A 15,834-nucleotide genomic window follows, 5' to 3' on the forward strand; every position below is an offset into this window, starting at 1 on the left:
GTGCTGATTATATCTAATTATGTCAGTCTACCTGACAGTGAGATTGAGCTGACGGCGATCCGGGCGCAGGGCGCGGGGGGACAGCACGTCAATAAAACCTCAACTGCCATTCATTTGCGCTTTGACATTAAGGCTTCAAGCCTGCCAGAGTACTATAAAGAAAGGTTATTATTGCTAAATAGCCATTTGATGACGGCAGAGGGTGTCGTTATCATCAAAGCGCAAGAATACCGCAGTCAAGATATGAATCGCGAGGCGGCATTGGCGCGGCTGGTGGCATTAATCCATCAGGCAATGGTGGTAGAAAAGGCTCGTCGGGCGACAAAACCGACCAAAGGCTCAAAAATAAGGCGAGTCGAGGGCAAAGTCCGCAAAGGTGCGACCAAAGCACTGCGCGGCAAAATACATCAGGAGTGATGCCATTATTTAGCCTGTGATTTATACATTGTGACTAATGTGGCTTCATTCCTTATATATCGGACACAGTATGGGAGAATGACTGTGAAAAAATTAACAATAACGCTATTTTTGGCAGTAGGTGCACTGTCATTATTAGGTTGCAACAATCGACATCAACCGGTTGAACAGGCTTTACAACCTATGCAGCAAAGCTATCAGGGCGTATTACCCTGCGCGGATTGCAGTGGTTTGGATACCTCACTGTTCCTTGATAGCGATGGGACTTTTATCCTGAAGGAAATTTATCGTGGCACTGCTCATGCTGGCGATAACAACGAGAGCGATCAAACCTTTGCTGAATACGGTCAGTGGGCGCGTACTGCTGATAAGTTGGTACTTACTAATGGGCAAGGGGAGAAACGCTACTTTCGGCCGGTAGGTAAAAATCTGGTGATGCTCGACCAACAAGGATTGGCGATTCAGTCAGCATTGAATTATCAGCTTACCCCGAGTGATCAGCCGTTACCCAAAACGCCGATGCCGTTGAGCGGTATGTATAAGTATTTTGCTGATGCTGCCGTATTTACCGATTGTGCTACCGGCCGAACCTTCCCAGTCGAGAATAATATTGCACTGGAAACCGGATATTTAAAAGCCCGTAAAAAGGTCGGTGAACCGGTATTTTTAACCCTTAATGGCCATTTTGATGTGCGGCCATCGATGGAAGAAGGGCAATCAGACAAAACGCTGATTCCGGCTGATAACATTAAGTTTAATGCCAGTAAGAGTTGCGGCAGTAAATAGAATCTATCCGTTGCTGCAATAAAAAGCCGCTGGTAGTGAGTTAACTATCCAGCGGCTCAGCGGTTTACTTAGGGTCAATTAGCGCTTGATTTGGCCCAGCAGGAACTCAATGATTTCGCTGGTTTTAATCATCTGCTTCTCACCAATACGGCGGTTTTTATATTCCACCTCTTCGCTGTCGAGATTGCGGTCACCAATCACGATATTGTGTGGCACGCCAATCAGCTCCATATCGGCAAACATCACGCCTGGGCGTTCTTTGCGGTCATCGAGAATCACGTCAATACCATGGGAACGCAGAGTGGCATACAGCTCTTCCGCCAACTCTTTCACGCGGAAAGATTTGTGCATATTCATTGGCAAAATGGCTACCTGGAACGGTGCAATCGCATCCGGCCAAATAATGCCACGGTCGTCATGATTCTGCTCAATGGCCGCTGCTACTACACGGGATACGCCAATACCGTAACAACCCATGGTCATCACTTGGTTACGGCCATCTTCGCCCTGAACCGTGGCTTTCATCGCTTCCGAGTATTTAGTGCCTAGCTGGAAGATATGACCGACTTCAATACCACGCTTGATAAGTAATGTGCCTTTGCCATCAGGGCTGATATCGCCTTCAACCACATTACGTAAATCGGCAATTTGTGGCAGCGGTAAGTCACGATCCCAATTAATACCAAAGTAGTGTTTGCCGTCGATATTCGCGCCAGCACCAAAATCACTCATCGCTGCCACACTGCGGTCAATCACGATTGGCAACTGCAAATTAACCGGGCCTAATGACCCTGGACCTGCGCCAATCACTGCACGAATCTCTTCTTCGCTGGCAAAGGTCAGTGGTTTGGCGACTTGTAGCAGTTTCTCTGCTTTAATCTCATTGAGTTCATGATCACCGCGAACCAGCAACGCAACCAGCTTGTGACCACTCTCTTCGTGAGCATGCACTAATAAGGTTTTCACTGTTTTCACTATTGGAAGGTTGAACTGCTCGACCAATTCAGCGATGGTTTTTGCATTCGGGGTATCAATGATACGCAGCTCTTCCGTGGCGCTAGCCCGTGGTTCACCAGGAGCCACTGCTTCAGCAAACTCAATATTAGCGGCATAATCAGAACTGGTTGAGAACACAATGTCGTCTTCGCCACTCTCGGCCAGCACTTGGAATTCATGCGATGCACTGCCACCAATTGAACCGGTATCTGCCAGAACTGCACGGAAATTCAGATCCATACGAGAGAAAATCTTACTGTAGGCCGCATACATCGCGTCGTAAGTTTCCTGCAACGATTCCTGAGTGGTATGGAAAGAGTAAGCATCTTTCATCAGGAACTCGCGAGCACGCATCACGCCGAAACGTGGGCGAACTTCATCACGAAACTTAGTCTGGATTTGGAAAAAATTCAGCGGCAACTGTTTGTAAGAGTTGATCTCACCGCGAATCAGGTCAGTAATTACTTCTTCATGAGTTGGACCGAGCACAAAAGGGCGTTCGCCGCGATCGACAAAACGCAATAGCTCAGGACCATACTGTTCCCAGCGACCACTCTCCTGCCACAAATCAGCCGGTTGTACGACGGGCATTGAAACCTCAATAGCACCGGCGTTATTCATTTCTTCGCGCACGATGTTTTCGACTTTCTTCAACACCCTAACTCCGGTCGGTAACCAGGTATAAAGACCTGATGCCAGTTTACGGATCATCCCGGCACGAAGCATCAGTTGGTGACTGATCACTTCAGCATCGGCAGGTGTCTCCTTTAGAGTGGAGAGCAGATATTGGCTAGTACGCATGATGTTTTGGTTCCATTAGCACTGCAACAAGTAGAGGCAGTCCAAAAAGTAAAAAGTGATTTAGTTTACCAGCGAGTACGGGTTGTCAAAAGAGAACTGGCTGAAATTTAGCGTGGGTCGAGCGACAACACTTCTGTTTGCTGGCCCATAACCCGCCAACGCACATTAAATTCCAGCAACAGAACCGCGTATTCACGACTTTCATTATCGTCTTTACGGTAGGCTGGGCGGGGGTCTTGTGCCAAAACCTGGCTGATAAAACGCCGCAAATGTGGATAACGCGTCTGCTGCTGTACTAACTGTTGCTCAGCGGTGGCGGAGAAACACACCGGCATACCTGCATCTGGGGCTGTCTGCGCAAAACCAGCGCGCGCCAGTGGTTGGCTCTCTGCAAAAGGCAGATAGGGTTTAATGTCAATCACCGGGGTACCATCAACCAGATCCAGACTACCCAACTCCAGAATCACCTCTGCGCCCTGGCAACGTATCCCTTTCAGCTCAATCAACGACATGCCGATAGGATTTGGCCGGAAAGTGGAGCGAGTGGCAAATACGCCCATCCGTGTATTACCGCCTAAACGTGGCGGGCGAACCGTCGGACGCCAACCCCCCGCCATGGTTTGATGGAAAACGAACATCACCCATACATGACTGAAGTCAGATAACCCACGCACGGCTTCCGGCTGATTATAGGGAGCCACTAACTGTAACTCACCACCGCCATCTTCAATTAGACCGGGCTGCCTTGGCACCGCAAACTTTTCTTTATAGGGTGAGCGAATCACCCCGATCTGATTGAAGGAAAATACACTCATTTTGATGAAACGTTCAGTGCAGAACCTTGGCACACCGCTTGTTGATAGCAGCCAGGAACGCCACTTTGTATTTCACATCCGTGTAGCAGCACCGCATTGGCTTTCATATAAGAAGCACGGGTCTGCATTCTCTTACGGGCGGTGGCGATACTGGCTGGAGAGTCTTGAACGGTAGATTGGCAAGACTCACCGGATACTTCGCCTAAGTCGCGGAAAGGCTTGCCAACAAGTTCTTCAGCACTTTTATAAAGTTTTACCGGTGCCGGACGAGGGGCTGCCGTTGGGCTGGGTTTAGTCACCGGAGGTGGTTGCTTAACCGGACTTTCTGTGGTGGATGGCTTTGATTGAAGCATGGAGCATCCAGTTAGCGAAAGTGCTAACAGACACAGAGGTAACGCACGCATAGAGATTCCTCAGCCTTTTTTATTTAAGAGGCGCTATTGAAGCAATCTATGATGCAAATAACAAGACGGGCCATGGCCCGTCTTGCAATATATTTAGCAAACACTGATTTTAGCTAACGCCATATTCAGCAAAATAGCCAATTAACACTTACCAGCCTTTTACTGCACCACCGTTGAATGCTTTGTTTGCTGCATCGTAAACTTCATCAGACTGATATGCCTGAACGAATTTCTTCACGTTTTCCGCATCTTTATTGTCTTCGCGGGCTACGATCAGATTGACGTAAGGTGACTCTTTATCTTCCACGAATAAGCCATCTTTAGCAGGTGTTAAGCCAATCTGGCTGGCGTAGGTGGTATTGATAATCGCCAAGGCGATTTGTTGGTCATCCAAAGAACGTGGTAACTGAGGGGCTTCCAGTTCAACCAGTTTCAGGTTTTTAGGATTCTCAACCACATCCAACACGGTTGGCAGCAGACCAACGCCGTCTTTCAGTTTAATCAGCCCCACTTTTTGCAGCAGCAACAGAGAACGGCCCAGATTGGTCGGGTCATTTGGCAGTGCGACCTGAGAACCCGGTTGTAACTCTTCCAATGACTTGATTTTCTTAGAGTAACCAGCAATTGGATAAACGAATGAGTTACCCACAGACACTAACTTGTAGCCACGATCTTTAATTTGCTGATCCAGATAAGGCTTGTGCTGGAAGGCATTCAGGTCAATATCACCTTTGCTCAATGCTTCGTTTGGCAATACATAGTCGTTAAAGGTAACCAGTTCAACATCCAGACCATATTTGTCTTTTGCCACTTTTTGAGCAACTTCAGCAACTTGTTGCTCGGCACCCACAATGACACCAACTTTAATGTGGTTTGGATCTTTCTCTGCCGGGCCGCAACCCACCAGAGCCAAGGTACCAATCAGTGCACTGACTGCCGCGATAGATTTGAATTTTAAAGACATATCCCTTCCTCTATAGACATTCGTTAAGATGCGCCGCTGTGTGAGGCAGTCGCTATACCCTTGGTACTTGGCGCTGCAGGGTTGTTAGCAACTTTCACTTACCCGAATCACTTACTTGAATAAGCTTATCGGGATATGTTCGCTTGCCGCCTACCTGCAACATCAATTCCTTTGGGTAATTGATGTGTTAAGAACTATTTGTGGGTAACGGCTTTTACGATCCGATCGCCACTGAACTGAATCAGGTAAACCAAAATTACTAATAATACTAATACAGTATTCATTACCGTGGCGTTATAGCCAATGTAACCATACTGATAACCGATCTGGCCTAAGCCACCGGCACCGACTGCACCACCCATCGCGGAATAACCGACCAGGGTAATTAATGTAATAGTGGCGGCATTCACCAAGCCGGGTAGGGCTTCGGGCAACAACACCTTTTTAATAATTTGCATTGGGGTCGCTCCCATCGCACGGGCAGCCTCAACCAAACCAGATGGAATCTCTAGTAGGGCATTCTCCACCATACGAGCAATAAAGGGGGCTGCACCGACCGTTAGTGGCACAATCGCCGCCTGTAACCCAATCGATGTACCGACAATAATTCGAGTGAATGGAATCATCCACACCAATAAGATAATAAAAGGTATGGAACGGAAAATATTCACAACTCCAGACAGGGTGCGGTAAATCTTATTGTTAGCGATAATTTGCCCCGGGCGGGTGACATACAGCAGCACCCCAACCGGTAGCCCTAGCACAAAGCCAAAGAAACCAGACACAAAAGTCATCATTAGAGTTTCCCAGACGCCTCGGCCCATTAACCACATCATTGCCTCAGACATAACCCAGAACCTCTACTTTTACATGATGATCTTGCAAAAACTTGATGGCAGCGAGGCCATCCTGATCGTCGCCATGCAGCTCTGCTAACATGACACCAAACTTAACGCCACCGGCATAATCCATCTGCGAACTGAGAATCCCGATATCAATATTGAAACGGCGCACCGCTTGTGAAATGAGTGGTGCGTCAACGGACTGACCGGTGAACTCCAATTTCAGCAGTGGAACGCGATCTGCAGTTGGTTCCTGCGTCATACGCTGGGCGTAATCTTCTGGAATATCCAAATGGAGTGTTGATTGGATAAATTGTTGCGCCAGCGGAGTTTTCGGATGCGAGAACACTTCACTGACACTGTCTTTCTCAATCAATTTGCCTTCACTTATTACAGCAACCTGATCACAGATGCGTTTCACCACATCCATTTCATGAGTAATAAGCAAAATAGTCAGCCCCAGACGACGATTAATGTCCTTAAGTAGCTCCAGAATCGAACGAGTGGTTGCCGGGTCTAATGCGCTGGTGGCTTCATCGCACAACAAGACTTTTGGATTACTGGCTAAAGCACGCGCGATAGCAACACGCTGCTTCTGACCGCCCGACAAGTTAGCCGGGTAAGCATCTTGCTTATCCGCTAAACCGACCAGATCCAACAGTTCGGTAACTCTCTTCTTTATATCTGCGCGTGACGTGTTATCCAGCTCAAGAGGCAACGCAATATTGCCATACACCGTGCGAGATGACAGTAAATTGAAATGCTGAAAAATCATGCCGATTTGACGACGCGCGCGCGTCAGTTCACCTTCAGATAAGGTTGTCAGATCTTGCCCATCAACCAGAACCTGGCCGCTGGTAGGGCGCTCTAACATATTGGCACAGCGAATCAGTGTACTTTTACCCGCACCTGATGCACCGATAACGCCATAAATTTGTCCAGCAGGGACGTGTAGACTCACGTCTGTAAGTGCGGTAATAGTGTGCGAACCCTGTTGGAACACTTTGCTGATGTGAGAAAGTTTAATCATATTATTCTTATTTTATCGTCGTTTCCGTGGCTAGATAAAAAGTAAACTTCAGCGGAACCAAAGTATAGATTGGATGTTAAGGCGTCTAGACGGCCAAGTCAACTGGCAACACCGATTCTCTTCCATTCTCAATCGGTAATGAAACATGCGATACTAGTGGGGTTTACAGCCCTCAGGAGCAGATAAGTGACTCAGCCCGTCCCCGCAATATTTTTAGATCGTGATGGTACAATTAATGTTGATCACGGTTATGTCCACGAAATTGATAACTTCCAGTTTATAGACGGTGTTATTGATGCTTGTCGTGAATTGAAAGAAATGGGTTTCGCTTTGGTATTGGTAACCAATCAATCAGGTATTGCACGCGGTATGTTTACCGAAGAGCAATTTGTAAGTCTCACCGAGTGGATGGATTGGTCTCTGGCTGACCGTGGTGTTGACCTGGACGGCATCTACTTCTGTCCGCATCACCCCGATGGCAGTGTAGCGGAGTTCAGTGAAACATGTGAATGCCGTAAACCGCTGCCTGGCATGTTACTGCAAGCACAAAGCGAATTGAACATTGATATGGCTTCTTCTTATATGGTTGGTGACAAAATTGAAGATATGCAGGCAGCATTAGCGGCTAATGTCGGCACTAAAGTGTTAGTTCGCACTGGTAAGCCTGTTAGCGCAGAAGGAGAGGCGCTAGCTGATTGGGTGCTAAATAGTCTGGCTGACCTGCCAAAAGCGATAAAAACGCGTCATAAGTAGTCTTTGCGTTCAAATAATCAGCAGTTGGAAAAAACTTTAAGATAAACCCTTGCCATTCTGAGGCGGCTCCCTATAATGCGCATCCATCGACACGGCGCTGTGAGCAACTTCACAGAGTGGCTGGGAAGAACAGAGGAAATTAACTGATTAAGTGGTTGACTCTGTAGCGGGAAAGCGTATTATCTGCCTCCCGCGTTACCGTAAGATTCGCCGAAAGGCAAACGGGTAACGAACGCTCTTTAACAATTTATCAGACAATCTGTGTGGGCACTCGCAAGACGATATCGAAGCCTGTTTCGGCAGGCAGAAGAAATATCAAAGTCTTGAAGAGTGACCAAAGCAGTACACATTTGAACTTCGGTTCGAATGCTTATTTGCAGAAAGTAATCTTTGAGCATCGCTGCTTTTATTAGCAGCAAATCAAACAAATCTTAAATTGAAGAGTTTGATCATGGCTCAGATTGAACGCTGGCGGCAGGCCTAACACATGCAAGTCGAGCGGCAGCGGGAAGTAGTTTACTACTTTGCCGGCGAGCGGCGGACGGGTGAGTAATGTCTGGGAAACTGCCTGATGGAGGGGGATAACTACTGGAAACGGTAGCTAATACCGCATGACCTCGCAAGAGCAAAGTGGGGGACCTTAGGGCCTCACGCCATCGGATGTGCCCAGATGGGATTAGCTAGTAGGTGGGGTAATGGCTCACCTAGGCGACGATCCCTAGCTGGTCTGAGAGGATGACCAGCCACACTGGAACTGAGACACGGTCCAGACTCCTACGGGAGGCAGCAGTGGGGAATATTGCACAATGGGCGCAAGCCTGATGCAGCCATGCCGCGTGTGTGAAGAAGGCCTTCGGGTTGTAAAGCACTTTCAGCGAGGAGGAAGGCAATCGTGTTAATAGCACGGTTGATTGACGTTACTCGCAGAAGAAGCACCGGCTAACTCCGTGCCAGCAGCCGCGGTAATACGGAGGGTGCAAGCGTTAATCGGAATTACTGGGCGTAAAGCGCACGCAGGCGGTTTGTTAAGTCAGATGTGAAATCCCCGCGCTTAACGTGGGAACTGCATTTGAAACTGGCAAGCTAGAGTCTTGTAGAGGGGGGTAGAATTCCAGGTGTAGCGGTGAAATGCGTAGAGATCTGGAGGAATACCGGTGGCGAAGGCGGCCCCCTGGACAAAGACTGACGCTCAGGTGCGAAAGCGTGGGGAGCAAACAGGATTAGATACCCTGGTAGTCCACGCTGTAAACGATGTCGACTTGGAGGTTGTGCCCTTGAGGCGTGGCTTCCGGAGCTAACGCGTTAAGTCGACCGCCTGGGGAGTACGGCCGCAAGGTTAAAACTCAAATGAATTGACGGGGGCCCGCACAAGCGGTGGAGCATGTGGTTTAATTCGATGCAACGCGAAGAACCTTACCTACTCTTGACATCCACAGAACTTAGCAGAGATGCTTCGGTGCCTTCGGGAACTGTGAGACAGGTGCTGCATGGCTGTCGTCAGCTCGTGTTGTGAAATGTTGGGTTAAGTCCCGCAACGAGCGCAACCCTTATCCTTTGTTGCCAGCACGTAATGGTGGGAACTCAAGGGAGACTGCCGGTGATAAACCGGAGGAAGGTGGGGATGACGTCAAGTCATCATGGCCCTTACGAGTAGGGCTACACACGTGCTACAATGGCAGATACAAAGTGAAGCGAACTCGCGAGAGCAAGCGGACCACATAAAGTCTGTCGTAGTCCGGATTGGAGTCTGCAACTCGACTCCATGAAGTCGGAATCGCTAGTAATCGTAGATCAGAATGCTACGGTGAATACGTTCCCGGGCCTTGTACACACCGCCCGTCACACCATGGGAGTGGGTTGCAAAAGAAGTAGGTAGCTTAACCTTCGGGAGGGCGCTTACCACTTTGTGATTCATGACTGGGGTGAAGTCGTAACAAGGTAACCGTAGGGGAACCTGCGGTTGGATCACCTCCTTACCTAACGATACGCATTGCGCAGTGTCCACACAGATTGTCTGATAGAAAGTAACGAGCAAATAAGGCCGGACTGAGAGATTAGTCGGGCTTTAGTACCTTGTTGGGTCTGTAGCTCAGGTGGTTAGAGCGCACCCCTGATAAGGGTGAGGTCGGTGGTTCAAGTCCACTCAGACCCACCAACTCATCCTCATAGTGCGTTACAGACACACTCGTTTATACCCATAAACGTCGCGTGACTGCGCCTTGTCTGAGAATGAGTTATGCCGATAAGGTATTTTGCTTTTTATATGGGGCTATAGCTCAGCTGGGAGAGCGCCTGCCTTGCACGCAGGAGGTCAGCGGTTCGATCCCGCTTAGCTCCACCATATAAAAAAACTATTTCAAAACGTACTGCGGCCGTAAGGCACAGTGTGTTGTGAAATATTGCTCTTTAACAATCTGGAACAAGCTGAAAATTGAAACAATACAGCTGAAACTTATCTCTCCGTAGAATGACTGAGGTAAGGATTAACCTGTATTAGAGTCTCTCAAATAATCGCAATGCCAATGGGTAATCATTGTTGCAGTGTGAGCGAGAAGACACTCAGCAAGGCGTACAGCGCACAGCAACCGGAGTGAACTTAACGTTCATGAGGATTGCGCGCACTGCACAACATAGCAGAGTGTGTTCACAGCCACACCAATAACGAAAAACACCTTTGGGTTGTGAGGTTAAGCGACTAAGCGTACACGGTGGATGCCTAGGCAGTCAGAGGCGATGAAGGGCGTGCTAATCTGCGAAAAGCGTCGGTAAGCTGATATGAAGCGTTATAACCGACGATACCCGAATGGGGAAACCCAGTGCAATTCGTTGCACTATTGCATGGTGAATACATAGCCATGCAAGGCGAACCGGGGGAACTGAAACATCTAAGTACCCCGAGGAAAAGAAATCAACCGAGATTCCCCCAGTAGCGGCGAGCGAACGGGGAAGAGCCCAGAGTCTGAATCAGTTTGTGTGTTAGTGGAAGCGTCTGGAAAGTCGCACGGTACAGGGTGATAGTCCCGTACACCAAAACACACTTGCTGTGAACTCGATGAGTAGGGCGGGACACGTGACATCCTGTCTGAATATGGGGGGACCATCCTCCAAGGCTAAATACTCCTGACTGACCGATAGTGAACCAGTACCGTGAGGGAAAGGCGAAAAGAACCCCGGCGAGGGGAGTGAAATAGAACCTGAAACCGTGTACGTACAAGCAGTGGGAGCCTACTTTGTTGGGTGACTGCGTACCTTTTGTATAATGGGTCAGCGACTTATATTTTGTAGCAAGGTTAACCGAATAGGGGAGCCGTAGGGAAACCGAGTCTTAACTGGGCGTCTAGTTGCAAGGTATAGACCCGAAACCCGGTGATCTAGCCATGGGCAGGTTGAAGGTTGGGTAACACTAACTGGAGGACCGAACCGACTAATGTTGAAAAATTAGCGGATGACTTGTGGCTGGGGGTGAAAGGCCAATCAAACCGGGAGATAGCTGGTTCTCCCCGAAAGCTATTTAGGTAGCGCCTCGTGAACTCATCTTCGGGGGTAGAGCACTGTTTCGGCTAGGGGGTCATCCCGACTTACCAAACCGATGCAAACTCCGAATACCGAAGAATGTTATCACGGGAGACACACGGCGGGTGCTAACGTCCGTCGTGAAGAGGGAAACAACCCAGACCGCCAGCTAAGGTCCCAAAGTCATGGTTAAGTGGGAAACGATGTGGGAAGGCATAGACAGCCAGGATGTTGGCTTAGAAGCAGCCATCATTTAAAGAAAGCGTAATAGCTCACTGGTCGAGTCGGCCTGCGCGGAAGATGTAACGGGGCTAAACCATGCACCGAAGCTGCGGCAGCGACACTTAGGTGTTGTTGGGTAGGGGAGCGTTCTGTAAGCCGTTGAAGGTGACCTGTGAGGGTTGCTGGAGGTATCAGAAGTGCGAATGCTGACATAAGTAACGATAATGCGGGTGAAAAACCCGCACGCCGGAAGACCAAGGGTTCCTGTCCAACGTTAATCGGGGCAGGGTGAGTCGACCCCTAAGGCGAGGCTGAAAAGCGTAGTCGATGGGAAACAGGTTAATATTCCTGTACTTGGTGTTACTGCGAAGGGGGGACGGAGAAGGCTAGGCTAGCCGGGCGACGGTTGTCCCGGTTTAAGCATGTAGGCGGAGCGACTTGGTAAATCCGGTTGCTTATCAACGCTGAGGTGTGATGACGAGCCACTACGGTGGTGAAGTAGTTGATGCCAAGCTTCCAGGAAAAGCCTCTAAGCATCAGGTAACATTAAATCGTACCCCAAACCGACACAGGTGGTCAGGTAGAGAATACTCAGGCGCTTGAGAGAACTCGGGTGAAGGAACTAGGCAAAATGGTGCCGTAACTTCGGGAGAAGGCACGCTGGCATTAGGTAATGGGACTTGCTCCCGGCGCCGAAGCCAGTCGCAGATACCAGCTGGCTGCAACTGTTTAATAAAAACACAGCACTGTGCAAACACGAAAGTGGACGTATACGGTGTGACGCCTGCCCGGTGCTGGAAGGTTAATTGATGGGGTCAGCCGCAAGGCGAAGCTCTTGATCGAAGCCCCAGTAAACGGCGGCCGTAACTATAACGGTCCTAAGGTAGCGAAATTCCTTGTCGGGTAAGTTCCGACCTGCACGAATGGCGTAATGATGGCCAGGCTGTCTCCACCCGAGACTCAGTGAAATTGAACTCGCTGTGAAGATGCAGTGTACCCGCGGCAAGACGGAAAGACCCCGTGAACCTTTACTATAGCTTGACACTGAACATTGAGCCTTGATGTGTAGGATAGGTGGGAGGCATCGAAGTGTGGACGCCAGTCTGCATGGAGCCAACCTTGAAATACCACCCTTTAATGTTTGATGTTCTAACTCGGCCCCGTGATCCGGGGTGAGGACAGTGTCTGGTGGGTAGTTTGACTGGGGCGGTCTCCTCCCAAAGAGTAACGGAGGAGCACGAAGGTTAGCTAATCACGGTCGGACATCGTGAGGTTAGTGCAAAGGCATAAGCTAGCTTGACTGCGAGAGTGACGGCTCGAGCAGGTACGAAAGTAGGTCTTAGTGATCCGGTGGTTCTGAATGGAAGGGCCATCGCTCAACGGATAAAAGGTACTCCGGGGATAACAGGCTGATACCGCCCAAGAGTTCATATCGACGGCGGTGTTTGGCACCTCGATGTCGGCTCATCACATCCTGGGGCTGAAGTAGGTCCCAAGGGTATGGCTGTTCGCCATTTAAAGTGGTACGCGAGCTGGGTTTAGAACGTCGTGAGACAGTTCGGTCCCTATCTGCCGTGGGCGTTGGAAGATTGAGAGGGGCTGCTCCTAGTACGAGAGGACCGGAGTGGACGAATCACTGGTGTTCGGGTTGTCATGCCAATGGCATTGCCCGGTAGCTAAATTCGGAAGAGATAACCGCTGAAAGCATCTAAGCGGGAAACTTGCCTCGAGATGAGTCTTCCCTGGGGCTTTAAGCCCCCTGAAGGAACGTTAAAGACTATGACGTTGATAGGCTGGGTGTGTAAGTGCAGCGATGCATTGAGCTAACCAGTACTAATGATCCGTGAGGCTTAACCTTACAACACCAAAGGTGTTTTAGATTTGAGAGATAGAAATTTTCAGCGAAGTTCCGAGATTGGGCTGGCTGGCTGTGTGGAGACATATAGCGGGTTAGTTTAGACAGAATTTGCCTGGCGGCCATAGCGCGGTGGTCCCACCTGATCCCATGCCGAACTCAGAAGTGAAACGCCGTAGCGCCGATGGTAGTGTGGGGTCTCCCCATGCGAGAGTAGGACACTGCCAGGCATCAAACACGAGTTACCAGAGTGACATCTGGTAACTGACAAAATCGCTTAGAGCGGTTTTGCACAGCGCGGAGCGCTGGCCCTGTCAAGGGTAAGTATCGGGAAGATACGCGTAAAAGAATCGGTGGAGCGGTAGTTCAGTTGGTTAGAATACCTGCCTGTCACGCAGGGGGTCGCGGGTTCGAGCCCCGTCCGTTCCGCCACTTATTGCAAAACCCTGGATCTCTGATTCAGGGTTTTTTGCATTGTAATTTTTATATATTGTTGATCTGCTGGATATATTTCTGCGACAAAACCCAACCACAACTCTCTTATTGTCAGTTTGCGACTCCACCATCTGGCTCTCTGTGCTATTTATAATTTTAATTCAATGGGTTATTTACCACACTTTTAACAGAATAGAATAGAATAGAATGGTGTGGTTAAGTGCAGCCTGGATACCCTATAGGAATAAGGAAATATCGATTCTTGATGGGGTAAGCCCTCAGACAGAGGGCTTAATGTTATGCGGGTTCTTTACGGCAAATTAATAATGTATGCCCAATACCAAGACCATCAATATCTTTCTCAACGTAGAATCCAGCGGTAGATAAGCACTGGTAAAAAGTATCTGAATGATAAAAACGGCTATTACCGTTAGCCATACATGTAAAATAAAGAGATGAGGCATTCAAACTGAATGCACCAGCTTCAAATTGTTGCCTATCCCAAAATATCTCCATGATGCATACGTAACTATCGGGCTTCATTGCATGATGAATAAGCTTAAGAATATGGACGATTCGTTCTTCACTAAAGCAGTCTAGAAACTGACTCATCCACCAAACGTCTGCTTCTGCTGGCAATCGATCAGCTAATAACAGATCCACAGGATATGTACTGATACGGTCGCTATAGCCTTTGCTTTTGACGTTCTCGTTAGCTAAGACTAACTGTTGTGGCAAATCCAGCAATGTTATTTTCACATCAGGGTCATAGGCCGCACACTGTAAAGCCCACTTCCCAGTATTTGCACCAATGTCATATATATGTTTTGGTTCAAGATCAAAAATAGCTTTTAGCGCAAGCTGAAAGGCATTATCGGAATAAAAATGATCAAAGGCGAACCAACTTTCACGTGCGGCAGTCGGCAACTCGCTTAGTGCAGGGTAAATAGTAGGCCATTCACCAAATACGGATAATCCGGCTGGCTTTCCTGTCTCTAGTGCTTCTTTTAGATTGAATAAACCCTGATAACAAACGTCCTGAGTGAAGTCCATATTTACGCGGGTCATTTGATCATGCAATAAGTAGTGACCGACCTTGCCCAGATAAAATCGGTTTTCCTGTTGGTAGAGGATATTACCGCTAAGCCCCATGTCTAGCAGGATGCTGATTGCATATCGGCTTAGTGTGCAATGAGTCTGAAGCTCATCGAGTGTAATACCACCTTTACCTGATTCATCTAATGCAGCTAAGATTCCTGACTCTCTCAGGTTAAGCGCAGCTTGAAATAGCATAGGGGCAAAAGCTATTTTCTGAGCTTCAGTGATTGCCGCCAAAGCACTAATTTGGTCTTTATCATATCCGTAGCGCAAGCTTACGTCCTCGTAATTCAGGTAATAGCTCACCATTTAGCATTATTCAGCTTTAATGGTGAGCATAAAATTAAGGTAACTATTTGTTATATAATGTTTTTATATTGACAGGCGATTTAGTTGAATCTGGATATCTTTATTCAAGTTAGCGATCCAGCGATTATATTTTGAGTGTATTTTCCCATTTTTGGCATCCATGTTAGTACTGCCAATATATTTGATTTGGTAATTATTAGCATTGTAATTAATTTGGATTTCAACAGTGTGATCGCGATTTATTAACTTCCCGTTAATCACGCCTTCAGCGCCAGGTATCATTACCCAACCACGGTTTATCCCACCAGCCAGAATCGCTTTTTGTACTTCTGAAGTCGTGTGACTACCAATTATCGTTTGGTTAACGTTTTGGATAGGCGTCGTACCTGCACATCCAACAATAAATGTGATAGATACCAACCCGACCAAGAGTGCTTTTAATAGTTTCATGATGATCCAATTAATTAATGATTTTCATGTTAACCCATGATAGGAGTAACGGAAGAATGCTAAATAGCAGAGATAAAATACTCTGACTTATTCTAATACACAAATATTCTTATGTTTGTTTTGTTTTAAATAAATGTAAAATTT

The 15,834-nt window shown here is 48.1% G+C and carries 11 protein-coding genes, 3 tRNA genes and 3 rRNA genes; 9 read left to right on the forward strand and 8 right to left on the reverse strand.

Annotated features, from left to right (window positions below):
- Together arfB and nlpE are read left to right on the forward strand one after the other, a co-directional pair.
- A complete protein-coding gene (gene arfB / locus V1955_RS04390; protein WP_083162958.1) occupies nt 1-417 on the forward strand; it encodes an alternative ribosome rescue aminoacyl-tRNA hydrolase ArfB in 417 nt (138 codons plus the stop codon).
- An 84-nt stretch (nt 418-501) separates the two neighbouring features.
- Nucleotides 502-1,203, forward strand: coding sequence for an envelope stress response activation lipoprotein NlpE (gene nlpE, locus V1955_RS04395; RefSeq protein ID WP_193784790.1), 702 nt, complete (start codon nt 502-504; stop codon nt 1,201-1,203).
- A 78-nt stretch (nt 1,204-1,281) separates the two neighbouring features.
- Here nlpE and proS read toward each other — a convergent pair whose 3' ends face one another.
- The 6 genes from proS to metN form a co-directional block, all read right to left on the reverse strand.
- Nucleotides 1,282-3,000, reverse strand: a complete 1,719-nt coding sequence (gene proS, locus V1955_RS04400) for a proline--tRNA ligase (protein WP_442820580.1) — start codon at nt 2,998-3,000, stop codon at nt 1,282-1,284.
- Nucleotides 3,001-3,107: 107 nt separating this feature from the next.
- Nucleotides 3,108-3,815: a tRNA (N6-threonylcarbamoyladenosine(37)-N6)-methyltransferase TrmO gene (gene tsaA / locus V1955_RS04405; protein WP_083162964.1), complete on the reverse strand. Its 708-nt coding sequence runs from the start codon at nt 3,813-3,815 to the stop codon at nt 3,108-3,110.
- Nucleotides 3,812-4,219, reverse strand: coding sequence for an Rcs stress response system protein RcsF (gene rcsF, locus V1955_RS04410; protein WP_083162966.1), 408 nt, complete (start codon nt 4,217-4,219; stop codon nt 3,812-3,814). Before rcsF ends, tsaA begins: the two co-directional genes overlap by 4 nt.
- Before the next feature lie 148 nt (nt 4,220-4,367).
- Complete coding sequence (locus V1955_RS04415) at nt 4,368-5,183, reverse strand: MetQ/NlpA family lipoprotein (RefSeq protein WP_042569242.1); 816 nt, start codon at nt 5,181-5,183, stop codon at nt 4,368-4,370.
- Between the two features lie 194 nt (nt 5,184-5,377).
- On the reverse strand, nt 5,378-6,031 hold the full coding sequence (locus V1955_RS04420) for a methionine ABC transporter permease MetI (protein ID WP_442820581.1): 654 nt from the start codon (nt 6,029-6,031) through the stop codon (nt 5,378-5,380).
- A complete protein-coding gene (gene metN, locus V1955_RS04425) occupies nt 6,024-7,055 on the reverse strand; it encodes a methionine ABC transporter ATP-binding protein MetN (protein ID WP_083162968.1) in 1,032 nt (343 codons plus the stop codon). The genes V1955_RS04420 and metN overlap by 8 nt, the downstream gene beginning before the upstream one ends.
- A 186-nt stretch (nt 7,056-7,241) precedes the next feature.
- On the opposite strand from metN, the gene gmhB reads away from it, so the two are divergent.
- The 7 genes from gmhB (at nt 7,242) to V1955_RS04460 (ending at nt 13,830) form a co-directional block, all read left to right on the forward strand.
- Nucleotides 7,242-7,808, forward strand: coding sequence for a D-glycero-beta-D-manno-heptose 1,7-bisphosphate 7-phosphatase (gene gmhB / locus V1955_RS04430; RefSeq protein WP_083162970.1), 567 nt, complete (start codon nt 7,242-7,244; stop codon nt 7,806-7,808).
- A 433-nt stretch (nt 7,809-8,241) separates the two neighbouring features.
- Nucleotides 8,242-9,784: ribosomal RNA gene (locus tag V1955_RS04435) — 16S ribosomal RNA — on the forward strand.
- Nucleotides 9,785-9,886: 102 nt separating this feature from the next.
- Nucleotides 9,887-9,963: transfer RNA gene (locus V1955_RS04440), tRNA-Ile, on the forward strand.
- Between the two features lie 110 nt (nt 9,964-10,073).
- A tRNA-Ala gene (locus V1955_RS04445) sits at nt 10,074-10,149 on the forward strand.
- A gap of 344 nt (nt 10,150-10,493) precedes the next feature.
- Nucleotides 10,494-13,401 (forward strand): 23S ribosomal RNA (locus tag V1955_RS04450).
- A gap of 111 nt (nt 13,402-13,512) precedes the next feature.
- Nucleotides 13,513-13,628: ribosomal RNA gene (gene rrf, locus V1955_RS04455) — 5S ribosomal RNA — on the forward strand.
- Together the 16S, 23S and 5S rRNA genes with 3 tRNA genes alongside form the textbook arrangement of a ribosomal RNA operon.
- 125 nt (nt 13,629-13,753) lie before the next feature.
- Nucleotides 13,754-13,830 (forward strand) — tRNA-Asp (locus V1955_RS04460).
- 300 nt (nt 13,831-14,130) lie between these two features.
- Here the strand turns inward: V1955_RS04460 and V1955_RS04465 are convergent.
- Together V1955_RS04465 and V1955_RS04470 are read right to left on the reverse strand one after the other, a co-directional pair.
- The gene (locus tag V1955_RS04465; protein ID WP_372559750.1) at nt 14,131-15,240 is read right to left on the reverse strand and encodes a methyltransferase; all 1,110 of its coding nucleotides are present in this window, start codon (nt 15,238-15,240) and stop codon (nt 14,131-14,133) included.
- Between the two features lie 63 nt (nt 15,241-15,303).
- Nucleotides 15,304-15,690, reverse strand: a complete 387-nt coding sequence (locus V1955_RS04470) for a hypothetical protein (protein ID WP_083162974.1) — start codon at nt 15,688-15,690, stop codon at nt 15,304-15,306.
- Nucleotides 15,691-15,834: the final 144 nt, after the last annotated feature.

The organism is Yersinia sp. 2545 StPb PI (assembly GCF_052217125.1).
GTDB lineage: Bacteria > Pseudomonadota > Gammaproteobacteria > Enterobacterales > Enterobacteriaceae > Yersinia > Yersinia enterocolitica_E.